Origin of the sequence: Rhodococcus chondri, from assembly GCF_036327435.1 — a bacterium.
Taxonomy (GTDB): domain Bacteria; phylum Actinomycetota; class Actinomycetes; order Mycobacteriales; family Mycobacteriaceae; genus Rhodococcus; species Rhodococcus chondri.
This window is the reverse complement of sequence record NZ_JAUZMZ010000135.1, coordinates 1-12,621: the sequence shown is the minus strand read 5'-3', so window position 1 is coordinate 12,621 and position 12,621 is coordinate 1. Positions and strand designations below refer to the sequence as shown.

The window sequence follows — 12,621 nt, the reverse complement described above, 5'->3', positions numbered from 1 at the left end:
GAACTGGTGGAGTCAGCCCACGCGAGCGGATTGCTCACCGCCGGCCGGGACGCTCTCATACCCGGGGCGGCCGGTGTCCCTGCCACAGCCCTCGGACCCCACGCGACACGCGCGCTCGCCCAGGAACTGTTCGGCGGTCGCGTCGGCACCGGCCTGCTGAACCTGCCGCTCGCCTTGCGACTCGTCGACGCCGGCGTCGGCGACCCGCGGCTCGAGAGCTACCTGATCGAACAGGCCGGATCGGAGGAGCCGTCGCGCGCGGTGGTCGTGCTGTATGCGGCTGTGCGGGCCGGTGCGGGCGCCGACGCGCTGATGCCGGCCCGCGCGGAGGCGGCAGCCGCGGCCGGGGACCTCGCCACCGCCGAGCGCCTGACCGACCGGCTCCTCGAGCAGGCCGCGACCCTGACCGGGGAGGAACTGCGCGCCGCCGTCCGCGTCGCGGCGAGCGTGGCCGCGCAGCGGGGAATGCTCGGTCGCAGCGCCGACCTGTACGAGTGGCTCGGGCCGGACCGCGCGGGCGCCGATGTTCCCACGGGCGCGGCTGTTCTGCTTGCTGCCGGACGGCCCGACGCCGCCGCGAAGATGCGCGCCGGTGCGACGGCCGGTGCGCCCACCTCGGCCACCGCCGCCGCGCAACTGCTCGAAGCCGGCCTTCGCGAATCGGTGGGTGGAGACGGCCGGATCGCGATGAACAGTCTGAGCCGCGCGCTGGCGGTGCGCGACGGAAGCGGCCGGGCACCGGTGCAACCGGTCTCGGTGGAGTCCGTGACCGCACTGCTGTGTCTGCACGCGGGCGAACTCGCCCACGCCCGCACTGTGCTCGCCCGGTCCGGTCCCGATACCCGGCACGCACTGCTGTCGGCGTGGTCGACGTTGCTGGGCGGCGACCTGACCACCGCCGCCGCGTCCGCCGAGCAGTTGTCGGCAGGCGTGCAGCACCAGCGCGACCTGCTGTTCCTGCACGGGCTGCGGGTGGGACTGGCCCGCCGCCACGGCGACCGCGCGTCGCTCGCCGTCGCATGGGATGCCGCCCGCAGCGTGGTCGCCGAGTACTCCGTGGACCTGCTCAGCCTGCTCCCGCTCGGAGAGTTGTGGTTGGCGGCCGTGCGCCTCGGCGAGCCCGAGCGCATCGCGCATCCGGTGGCCCAGGCCCGGGATCTGCTCACGGTCCTCGGCGAACCACCGCTGTGGGGCGCGACGCTGCACTGGTACGGCGTGCAGGCGGCGATCGCGGCGAACCGTCCCGCCGATCTGGTTCCTCATGCCCGGGCTCTGGCGGTGGCCGGGCAGTCCACGGCCTACGCCGCCGCGCTCGCCCGCGCGGGCAACGCCTGGCTGCGTGTGTTGCAGAACGAGGTCGATCCGGACCGTATCCGGGAGGCCGCCGAAGACCTCGCGCGGATCGGCCTGCCCTGGGACGGCGCGCGCCTGGCCGGAGAGGCCGCGCTTCGTGTGCCCGACACCCGGGAGGCGACCACGCTGCTGCAGATCGCCCGGCTGGTGCGTCAGCCGTCCACGGGCGCCGCGACCATGTCCGCGGACACCGCCCGAGGCGTCGGCGACGGGCACGCGCAGCCCGGCAAAAAACCGGGCATATCGGGCAGCCCGCTGTCGGAACGTGAAGCGGAAGTGGCTGACCTGGTGGTTTCCGGTCTGACCTACCGCGAAGTAGGTAATCGCCTGTACATTTCCGCGAAGACCGTGGAACATCATGTCGCCCGGATCCGCCGCCGCCTCGGCGCGGGATCCCGCTCGGAGCTGATCGGTATGCTACGTGCGATCGGGCACGGCGATGGTTCCGAGCGCGCACGCACCGACCAGAATGGGGGAAGACCGGCATGTCCGTAGGCGTAGGCCTGAGGGTAGGCACTTCCGTGTCATCGGTTGCCGTCACCTCACCGTCGCCCGGGCGACCCGACCCGGCACCCATCGAACGCCGCACGGCGGTGCACCTGCACTCCGACGGCACTGCCACGCTCGGCGACCACCACGCTGCCGACGGCAGCACCAGCTCCTTCGTCGAATTCGTCGACCGGCTCGGCCGGGCCACCGGAGTACGCGCCAACGACGGATCCCTGTCCCGCGCCGAAGACCTCGTGGCCACCGCGATGGAATGCCTGCTCGCGGACGCCATGACGCTGATCGGCGACGAGCGGTACACCGCCGTCGCCACCCACCCCACCGAATGGCCGCCGTCGACGGTGGCCGTGCTTCGCAACGCCCTCGACTACGTCGGGCTGCGGCACGTCTCCCTGATTTCCGACGCCGAAGCCGCCGCCGCGTGGTTCGAATCGCAGGTCGCCCACCAGACCGGGCGTCTGGTGGCCGTCTATCACATCGACCCCGAGGGCACGACCGTCACACTCGTCCGCTCGGGTGTCACCGCAGGTAAGTCCTTCCGGTTCCCCGAGGGCGAGGCCCCGTCGGTCACCGCGCAGCTGTCGGCGGCGCTCGGCGCGTTCGGCTGGCTCGTGAGCAACCTCGACGCCGTCGTGGTCACCGTCGACGAGGCCATGGATCCCGTCGCGGCGCAACTCGTGACCCAGTCCATCAAGGCGGGCCTCGGGGTGCGGTGCGCACTCGCCCCCGAACCGCATCAGACGATGGTGCGCGGTGCGGCGCTCGCCGCCGCGGCCGGCTCCGTCGATCTCCTCGGCTCCACCCAGGTCCTGCCCGTCACCCGAGTCACGGCAACACCCCGCAACCAGCTCGACACGGACGCGACCACGGTGATCGCGAAGATCACCGCGACGCCTCCGGCGGCGGAGACACCCAGCAAGGCGCAGGCGCCGAGCAAGGCGACGCCGTCGGCGCCACCGGAAGAAGAAAAGGACGACAACAGCGGAAAGTCCCGGTCGCCGCTGTTCGCCGCCGGTGCGGCCGCAGCAGCGGTAGCCCTGCTCGTCGCGGTCGGGGTGCTGGTCCTGACCCTGCGCGACTCGTCCACCGCCAGCGCGAACACGCCCGTTCCCGAAACGACCCGCATGCCGTTGATCGCCGACCGGTCCTCGACCACGACGCCGGCACCGACCACGACCACCCCCACCTGTTTCGTCGACCACGGAGATCACCACGCCCCCCGCAGCGACCAGCGTTCCGGTTGCACCGGTGGTCCCGCAGCAGACGTGGGTCGACTCGGCGACCAGCAGTTCCAGCGAATCGTCGAGCAGCGGTTCGAGCAGCACCGGGCCGAGCAGCACCCGGTCGAGCACGACAACGACCACCACCGAATGGTCACGCCGGAACCCGCCGCGCACACCCAGCGACAGCGGCGGGGAATCGTCCACGCAGTCGTCGACGACGTCGAAAACCACAGAGGTGACCCCCACCGACCCGGCCGTGGACCCCGACCCCGGCACAGACCCCGAGCCACCCTCCGACACGACCTCGCAGGTCGAGGGCGAGGCGTAGCAGAGTGATGACCTCCGGCACTTTCGGGATCCCCGTCACCGTCCCGTAGGCTGTCCGCGGGCCGGAGTAGCTCTATCGCACAACCGTTCGTACCAGCTCATACCGTAGATCGATCACACACCGAAGGGCCCTCATGCGTCAGTCGTCGGCGTCGCGCGCCGCTGTTCGTTCCACCGCTCGCCGGATCGCCGTTGCCGCGGCCTCGGCGGTGCTTCTGGTGGGACCGCTCACTACGACGGCTCACGCCGCCCCGGCAGAGCAGCTGCCGGCGCCCGAGCTGCCCGCGGAGCTCGTGGAGGCGCTGCAGCGCGATCTGAACCTGTCGCCGGAGCAGTATCTCGAGCGTGCGGCCCGCGCCCAGGAGCTCGGCGACTACGCGCGCAGCTTCCGCGCCGAGCGTCCCTCCGATTTCGCGGGCGCATGGCTCGGTGAAGACGGACAGCCCGTCGTCGCGGTGACGAACAGCGAGGCCGCGCGCCGCGCGCAGGACGACGGCTACCAGGCGACGGTCGCACCGGTGTCCGCCGACGGCCTCGAGCAGGCCCTCGCCGAACTGAACCGCTGGGTGTCGGCGCTGCCGCGCGACGTCTCGTCGCAGGTGAACAACACCTCCATCGACGTCCTCAACAACCAGATCGTCATCGACATCGTGAACTCGCCCGTCGGCCGGGCGCTGAACCTGCCGTCGCTCATCGCGAACGTGCAGGTGCAGTTGTCTCCGGGCCTGCCGGCCAACGACCCGGCGCCGCTCGGGGGCGACACCTACATCACGGCCGACGGCGACGTGCGTACCACTCCCCTCGACCGCATCGGCATCTGCTCGTTCGGCTTCAACGGTGTGGACGGGAACGGCGACGCCGTGAACCTCACCGCGGGCCACTGCGACGCCGTCGCCCGCGATCAGGGCGGCTCCACCGTGTACCTGCCCAATCGCTCGAACATCGACGACAGCACCAAGATCGGCACGTTCACGAGTTCGACGGTCGGCACCGACAGCACCCTCGACTACGGCGTCATCTCCCTGGACAAGGCGGGCGTCGACGCCGGCCTGACCCGGCCGGCGGTGCGCGGCGGAAACGGCTCGACCCTCACCGTCACCGGAACCGCAGTGCCCGTGGTGGGCGCTCCGGTGTGCAAGTCGGGACAGTCCTCGTCGTTCACCTGCGGTGTGGTTGCAGCCGACCGCATCGAGACCCAGCTGATCTACGCCAACGGCACCGCGAGCACCATCCGCGGCTTCGCGACCACCGCCTGCACCCTTTCCGGTGACAGTGGCGGCGCGATCGTCACCGGCACGCTCGCGCTCGGCGTCATCAGCGGGTCCAACAGCGCCGGTGCACCGGACTGCGTCGAGGCCAACCTGGTGCTCGCCCCCAACGGCGGCACATCGAGCCTGGGCATCTCCGTTCAGGACATCGAGGCCGCCACAGGCGCTCGCGTGCGGACCGCCGCCAACCCCGCCTGATCACACCAGTCACACGCGACACACTGGTATCTCACAGCGGACCACGTGTCGCGTGTGTTACCCCTTAGGATCGAGCATGCCGCTCCGCCAGGGCCGGCTTCTTTGTGTGCGCGAGCAGCAAGGAACGATAAGAAAGGCATTCATGCGACGTACTTTCGCACGTCGGGCAGCAGTTCTCGGCTCGGCCGCCGTGTTGCTGTTCGGCCCTGCCGCAGCCATTGCCCAGGCCGAACCGGCGCCCGTACAGACCACCGACCTGCCCGCGGAGCTGGTCGAAGCGTTGCAGCGAGACCTGCAGATCAGCCCCGAGCGGTTCCTCGACGACGCCACCCGCAGCCAGGAGCTGGCCCGGTTCGCCGAGACCGCCCGCGAGAAGTTCGAGGCCGTGTTCGCCGGTGTCTGGCTCGACCAGGCGGGCACGCCCACCGTCGGCCTGACCGAAGGTGACCAGTTCGACGAGGCGCGCGACGCCGCCGTCGACGAGGGCTTCACGGTCGTGGAGACCGATCGCTCGGAGGACGCCCTCAACGACAAGTTGGAGGCACTCAACGACTGGCTCGAGACGCAGCCGCCCGCCGTCGCCGACGTCATCCGCGGCATTGCCGTCGACGTCGTCAACAACGACGTGGTGGTGCGTGCGGACAATGTCGCCGGAATCGAACTTCCCGACTTCCTCCGGGATGTCCGTGTGCTGTTCGCTCCCGCCGAGCTCACCCCCGAGCCGGCTCTGGATCTGCGGCCGGTCGCCGGGATCGCCGCACCCGACGCCCTGTTCGGCGGCGATGCCTACGCGTCGCTGGGCGCCGGTGAAGGACTGCGCTGCTCGCTCGGCTTCAACGCCGAGGACGGCTCGGGCAACCCCGTCAACATCACCGCGGGCCACTGCGATCCCAACCGTGCACAGGCCGGCACCCAGTGGGCGTCCGAGGTCTACCAGTTGGTCGGCGACGCGCTCGGTCAGCGTCTCGGCACCTTCGAGAAGACCAGCCTCGACAACCACGATTACGGCCTGATCCGCCCGTCGGCCGAGGCCGCGGGACGGTTCGAGAACAACGGCGTGCGCGTGCCCGCCGCCGCTCCCCTGCCGATCACCGGCACCGCCGACCCGATTGTTGGCACGCCGGTCTGCAAGTCCGGTCTGCGTACCGGCTACAGCTGCGGCGTCGTGACCTCGACGGGTCAGAGCATCGAAATCGGCCACCGCGTGCTGCGGGACGGCTTCGCCACCAACCTCTGCGCGCTGCAGGGCGACAGCGGCGGCACCCTGGTCGTCGGCACGCTCGCCCTGGGCATCTCCAGTGCGTCGAACGTCGGCCAGTACGGCTTCTGCGAGGTCGCGGGAGTCGTCAGCGGATTGCTCGGCGAGTCGCCGGAGCTGTTCGCGACTCCGATCAACGTGATCCTGGACGAGAACCCGGGCCTGAAGATCCGCACCTGGTAGCCGGTATCGAACGATCCGAAAAGGCCGCCTCCCGATTCGGGAGGCGGCCTTTTCGGAGTTGGACAGATGATGTGGGCGAAAACCCTCAGGAGCAGATCGGCGACGACAACTGCGCGAGGGCCACGAAACCGCAGGCATTGTCCTTCGACAGTTTCCACACCCCGTCCTCGGCGACGAAGACGACGCTGCCCGGATTCGGCGGGGCATCGCCGAGGATCATGTTGATTCCGGCGGTCGCGGTGCCGTCGCCGCCGTCGACCACGTCGAGCACGNTGANGACCGCGTCGTTCGCCTCAGCGGCGGCTGCCACCTGATTGATGAGCTGCGGGTCTTCCTCGGCTCCCTGCACCAGCGGAATCTTCTGCTCGAGCGGCACCGTCTCGTCGAACGCCATCGCGAGGGAGGCATTGAGTTCCTCCGGCGTCGGAACCGGCGGATACGCGGCGGCCTCGGTGGTGACTGCCGTTGTGGTGGTCGTGGTCGTGCCGGTCGAGGAGGCGCTGTCGCTCTCGTCCGAGCTGCACGCGGTCACCGAGAGTGCGGCGGCAAACGCTGCCGTGGCGACTATCGTCTTCGAAAACTTCAAATCCTTGATCCTTTACTTACATCGGTTCGAATCCGGCAGACCCTGTATAGGCGGTGCCCCCTTGCGAACCTGGCCCAGGGTACCGGGGTCCGTCGACGATCACCGAAGAGACGAGCCACGCCGGACGAGGGGCGCTGGACGGCCTCGCCCCGACCGAACCGGGTTCCGCCGCAACCGATAGGCTGCAATCTCCTGTCTGCAAACGAGATTGAGGTAGTAACAGTGCTGAGTGTGCTCGTCGATATCCTCGGTTACCTGATCACGATCTTCTCGTACACCGGCTCGGCCGGCTGACGATGTAGGTCCACGAAAAGGGGTTCGGCCCGGCACCTGAAGGTGCCGGGCCGAACCCGTTTCGCGAGGGTCTCAGTTCGCGTACTGAGTGGTTCCCGGAGGAGCCGCGAGGGTCTGGAGCAGACCGATACCGGCGATGATGAGGGTCGGGCCACCGACGACGATGGTGCCGATCACGCCGCCGACGCCGGCGCCGGCTGCACAAAGCGGAAGCGACGCGACAAGTGCGGTCGGAACTCCGGCCACAACACCGACGATGCAGCCGATGATGGTGCCCGTCAATCCACCGACCGCAGTCGCAATGCCGAGCTGCTGGGAGAAGTTGCTCTGCGCCTTCATGTTCTCGTCGACCGAGGCGACGTCCTGCACCTTCAGGCTGACAGGTGTGATGCCCTGACCGACCTTGTCCTCGGGCGCGACCGGGGTCGCCTTGGACATGTCCGTGACGGGAGTCAAGGTGAGGGTCTTGCCGTCCTCGCTGATCTCGCGCTCGAACGGCAGCTGCAGATCGCCCAGCTGGACCGCGAGCGGCAGGCTCACGACGGCGTTGCCGGCATCATCCTGCAGTTCGACGCTCTTGCCGTCGCCTGCCACCTGGAATGCGCCGGCATCGATGACCGTGACGACCGACTGGCCCTCGATCTTCGACTCGTAGTTGATTTCGTCCTGTGCTGCCGGGGTTTCCGGAGCCGCGTACGAGGTTCCCGCGGTGATCCCCATGGCGGCGATGGTCATCGTCGCCACAGCGGCAAGCTTCTTCAGCTTCATTCGATTCCGTTCTGTGACATGGCGCACGTCCGACGGACGCCCCCCATTTTCCCTGTTGCCATGGCATTTCCCGAACCCCCGACAAGCATTATTTCCGCTCGGATGCCATGTCCGACTGAGATCATAACCGACGTCACATCCTTTTCGTTATATGGGTTACGCCTGATAGATATCGAAAAGTAGCGAAATCAGAACCCGTCTCCATTTCGTTATCAAAAATACTTAGGCAATCCTGAGTGACCCTCAACAAACGGCCGCCTATTACGGTGGCCCTCCGCACCACCGCTCGGTGGAAAAGCCCTGTTACCGATGAGTAGTCTTTATGAGTTACCAGTGGGTAACTTATCCTGCGTTACGATGCGGGGGCTTATACCAGGCGGCCCGGCGCCGCCCCCGACACGAAAGGCCACGTATGAATGCCCTGACGATCACGTTGGGCACGATCGGCGTGCTGCTCAGCCTCGTGTGTTGGTTCGCGTTCATCAGCGGCGCACTGAAGATGGTCAACACCATCCGGATCGGCCAACCGGCCCCGGACCGGTGGCATCCGTTCTTCCCGCGCTTCAAGCAGATGCTCGTCGAGTTCCTCGCGCACACGAAGATGACCAAGTTCCGTACCGTCGGCTGGGCGCACTGGCTGGTGATGATCGGCTTCATGCTCGGCGCGATCGTCTGGTTCGAAGCCTACGGCCAGACATTCGACCCGACCTTCCACTGGCCGCTCTTCGGCGACACGGCCGTCTACCACCTCGTCGACGAGGTTCTCGGCATCGGCACCGTGGTCGGCATCTTGACGCTGATCACCATCCGCCAGCTCAATCACCCGCGCCGGCCCGGCCGGATGTCGCGTTTCAGCGGTTCGGACTTCAAGGCCGCGTACTTCGTCGAGGCAGTCGTACTCCTCGAGGGCCTCGGCATGATCCTGGTGAAGGCAGGCAAGATCGCCACCTACGGCGGCGGCCACCTGTCGACCGACTTCTTCACCATGCAGGTCGCCCGGATCCTTCCGGAAAGCCCCGAACTGGTGTCGGTCTTCGCGTTCATCAAGCTGATGTCCGGCATGGTGTGGCTCTACATCGTCGGCCGCAACATCACCTGGGGTGTCGCATGGCACCGCTTCTCCGCCTTCTTCAACATCTACTTCAAGCGCGAGGACGACGGCGGTCCCGCCCTCGGTGCCGCGCGGCAGATGATGTCCGGCGGCAAGCCCATCGACATGGAAGACGCCGACCCGGACAAAGACACCTTCGGGGCCGGCCGGATCGAGGACTTCACCTGGAAGGGCTGGCTCGACTTCACCACTTGCACCGAGTGCGGTCGCTGCCAGTCGCAGTGCCCCGCCTGGAACACCGGTAAGCCGCTGTCGCCGAAGCTGCTCATCACCTCGCTCCGCGATCACGGCAACGCCAAGGCGCCGTACCTGCTGGCCGGTGGCCGCAAGGACATGGGTGGCGACGAAATCGGCCTGGTCGATGCCGAAGGCAACGTCGACGAGGCTGCTCTGGCGAAGATCCCCGAGGCTGCTCGCGCCGAAGCCGGCCGCAAGCTCGTGGGCGAGAGCCTCGAACTCGTCGAGGCCGGCGAGCTCGCACCCGTCATCGACACCGAGACGCTGTGGAGCTGCACCAACTGCGGTGCGTGCGTCGAGCAGTGCCCGGTGGACATCGAGCACGTCGACCACATCATCGACATGCGCCGCTACCAGGTACTCATCGAGTCCGACTTCCCGTCCGAGCTCGCGGGTCTGTTCAAGAACCTCGAGAACAAGGGCAACCCCTGGGGTCAGAACGCGAAGGACCGTCTCAACTGGATCAACGAGATGGACTTCGACATCCCGGTCTTCGGTCAGGATGCAGACAGCTTCGACGGCTACGAATACCTGTTCTGGGTCGGTTGCGCCGGTGCTTACGAAGACCGTGCGAAGAAGACCACGAAGGCCGTCGCCGAACTGCTCGCGACCGCGGGCACGAAGTTCATGGTCCTCGGCGCCGAGGAAACCTGCACCGGCGACTCGGCTCGCCGCGCGGGTAACGAGTTCCTGTTCCAGCAGTTGGCGCAGCAGAACATCGAGGTCCTCGACAACGTCTTCGAAGGTGTCGAGCAGAGCAAGCGCAAGATCGTCGTCACGTGTGCGCACTGCTTCAACGCTCTCAACAACGAGTACCCGCAGGTCGGTGGCAACTACGAGGTCGTCCACCACACCCAGCTCCTCAACCGCCTGGTGCGGGCCAAGAAGCTGATTCAGGTTGCACCGGTGGGCCAGGACGTGACCTACCACGATCCGTGCTTCCTGGGCCGTCACAACAAGGTGTACAACGCGCCGCGTGAGCTCATGGAGGCGTCGGGCGCGAAGCTCGTCGAGATGCCGCGTCACGGCGAGCGGTCCATGTGCTGTGGTGCCGGTGGTGCCCGGATGTGGATGGAAGAGAAGATCGGCAAGCGCATCAACGTCGACCGCGTCGACGAAGCGCTGGCCACCAACCCCGCCAAGATCGCGACGGGCTGCCCGTTCTGCCGCGTCATGCTCACCGACGGCGTCACCGCCCGTCAGGAGCAGGGCCAGGGCGAGGGCGTCGAGGTCGTCGATGTCGCGCAGCTGATGCTCGAGTCGATCTCGCGCATCGAGGCTGCCAAGCTCAGCGACAACCTCCGGGTCGTCCAGGAGCCGAAGACCGCTGTTGCGGCCGAGGAGACGGCGGAAGAGGTCGAGAAGGAGCGCGTCGAAGAGGTCGAAGCGGCCGCTGCGGCTCCTGCTGCTCCGGCCACCACCGGCGTCCCCAAGGCCGGTGGTCTTCAGATGAAGGGCGGCCTCAAGGCACCCGGTGGCGCCAAGGCTCCGGCCGCGAAGGCTCCGGCGGCGGAGGCAACGCCGAAGGCGAAGCCCGGCGGACTGCAGATGAAGGGCGGGCTCAAGGGCCCCGGCGCGAAGAAGCCGGCTGCGCCTGCGGCATCGAACGGCGACTCCGCACCGGCAGCCGAGACAGCACAAGCACCGGCGGCGAAGCCCGGCGGACTACAGATGAAGGGCGGGCTCAAGGCGCCCGGCGCCAAGAAGGCAGCAGCACCGGCCGCACCCAAGGCCGAGACTGCACCGGAAGCGCCCACCGCCGAAGCTCCCGCCGAAGCCCCGGCAGCTCCCAAGGCCAAGCCGGGCGGATTGCAGATGAAGGGTGGCCTCAAGGCACCCGGCGCCAAGAAGGCAGCAGCACCGGCCGCACCCGACGCCGACGCTGTACCGGCTGCACCCGCGGCCGAGGCCCCTGCGACCGCGGCTGCACCGGAAGCCCCGGCAGCCGACGAGCCGAAGGCCGCGGCGATCCCGAAGGCGAAGCCGGGCGGACTGCAACTCAAGAGTGGCCTGAAGGGCCCGGGTGCCAAGAAGGCCGCTCCCGCGCCCAAGCCCGCTCCTGAGCCGGCAGCGACACCTGAGCCGGTCGCCGAGGCCGAGCCGGAACCGGCCGAGGCGCCGAAGGCACCTCCGGCCGACACCCCGGCCCCGCCGAAGGCGAAGCCGGGCGGCCTGCAGATGAAGGGTGGCATCAAGCCTCCCGGCCGCAAGTAAGCAGTTCTGAAGCAGAAGCTCGCAGCCCTGGCGATAGTCGCCAGGGCTGCGAGCTTTTTTGCTACCGCGGGATCTTCCTCATCCGACAACTACCTGTCGGCACCGTCCCCCGCGCTGCCAAGGCGAATCCGCGACGGATTCTCTCTGCCACGACCCCGGGTCTCTCCAGGTCCGCCCACGTCCACCGCACGACGACCCAGCCCGCATGCCGTAACCGGTCTTCGCGCAGTTTCTCCCGGAAGACGACGTCCTCCGCATCGGTTGTCGCGACACCGTCGCGGCGGTACTTGATGCGACCGTCGAACTCGCCGATCACGCCGTGCTCCTGCCAGAGGAAGTCGACTCGCGCCAGCCAGTTGCCGAACTCGTCGAACACGTCCACCTGCGTCTGCGGTAGCGGCAACTGCTCGCGGACCATCAGGACCCGACTCCGGGATTCGCCGACGCTGTCGCTGCGGTCGCTCATGAACCGGACGGCTCGCGCTGCTTTTGCACGGCCGGGATGTCGTCCCATCCGTTCGACGGGAGTTTCCAGGTCCTCGAGAGTGACGAGGCCGTTCCTCAATGCGTGATCGCCGACGACGACAGCTTGCTCGAACGGCACCGTGGCGCCGAGATCGACGAGCGTCCTCGCCACGGCGAGTACACGCATGCCGTCCTTCTCCACCACCTCGTCATCGTCGAACCTCGACGCGTGCAGCACACGACCGGACGTCTTCGCGGATCCACCCGAACGCCTGCGTGTCAGGTGCACGTCGTCGAGGGACATTCGCCAGGCTTCGAGGCCGTGGACAACGGCCGCCGACACGTGGCTGAGCACCGCGTCCGGTGCCGCGCGCGCGAAGGCAGCCGCCGCACGGAAACGGTGGCGGCCCCGATCGTCCGCGGCCTCATAAGTTGTGGACGGGATATACAGTCCGGGTGCCAAGCGCTTCCACGCACCCGTCCGGATCAGACGACGGATCTCCGCGGCCGTCACGCCACGTTCTTGTGCCTCGCTACGACGAATGATGGCCCCCATGCGCCCAGCTTCCCGCACGATGACGACGCGGCCGCCCTGCACGTGGCGCCGACGGCACATCTGTGGACGAACG

Annotated in this window: 7 protein-coding genes; 5 read left to right on the top strand and 2 right to left on the bottom strand. The window is 68.1% G+C overall.

Translation table 11 applies throughout. From position 1 onward, the window contains the following. From Q8814_RS19680 to Q8814_RS19665, 4 genes are all read left to right on the top strand, one after another. On the top strand, window positions 1–1,848 hold a 1,848-nt coding region (locus Q8814_RS19680; protein ID WP_330153680.1), incomplete at its 5' end, for a LuxR C-terminal-related transcriptional regulator. A 26-nt stretch (window positions 1,849–1,874) separates the two neighbouring features. Continuing rightward, complete coding sequence (locus tag Q8814_RS19675) at window positions 1,875–3,419, top strand: Hsp70 family protein (protein ID WP_330153679.1); 1,545 nt, start codon at window positions 1,875–1,877, stop codon at window positions 3,417–3,419. A 125-nt stretch (window positions 3,420–3,544) separates the two neighbouring features. After that, the gene (locus Q8814_RS19670) at window positions 3,545–4,876 is read left to right on the top strand and encodes a S1 family peptidase (RefSeq protein WP_330153678.1); all 1,332 of its coding nucleotides are present in this window, start codon (window positions 3,545–3,547) and stop codon (window positions 4,874–4,876) included. A gap of 142 nt (window positions 4,877–5,018) precedes the next feature. Next, the gene (locus Q8814_RS19665; protein WP_330153677.1) at window positions 5,019–6,317 is read left to right on the top strand and encodes a S1 family peptidase; all 1,299 of its coding nucleotides are present in this window, start codon (window positions 5,019–5,021) and stop codon (window positions 6,315–6,317) included. A gap of 952 nt (window positions 6,318–7,269) precedes the next feature. Here Q8814_RS19665 and Q8814_RS19655 read toward each other — a convergent pair. Then, complete coding sequence (locus Q8814_RS19655; protein WP_330153675.1) at window positions 7,270–7,965, bottom strand: ammonium transporter; 696 nt, start codon at window positions 7,963–7,965, stop codon at window positions 7,270–7,272. A gap of 412 nt (window positions 7,966–8,377) precedes the next feature. On the opposite strand from Q8814_RS19655, the gene Q8814_RS19650 reads away from it, so the two are divergent. Beyond that, window positions 8,378–11,527: a (Fe-S)-binding protein gene (locus Q8814_RS19650; protein ID WP_330153674.1), complete on the top strand. Its 3,150-nt coding sequence runs from the start codon at window positions 8,378–8,380 to the stop codon at window positions 11,525–11,527. A gap of 61 nt (window positions 11,528–11,588) precedes the next feature. Here Q8814_RS19650 and Q8814_RS19645 read toward each other — a convergent pair whose 3' ends face one another. Next, window positions 11,589–12,548 (bottom strand): type IV toxin-antitoxin system AbiEi family antitoxin domain-containing protein, encoded by a 960-nt coding sequence (locus Q8814_RS19645; RefSeq protein ID WP_330153681.1) that lies wholly within the window; start codon window positions 12,546–12,548, stop codon window positions 11,589–11,591. Between the last annotated feature and the right edge of the window lie 73 nt (window positions 12,549–12,621).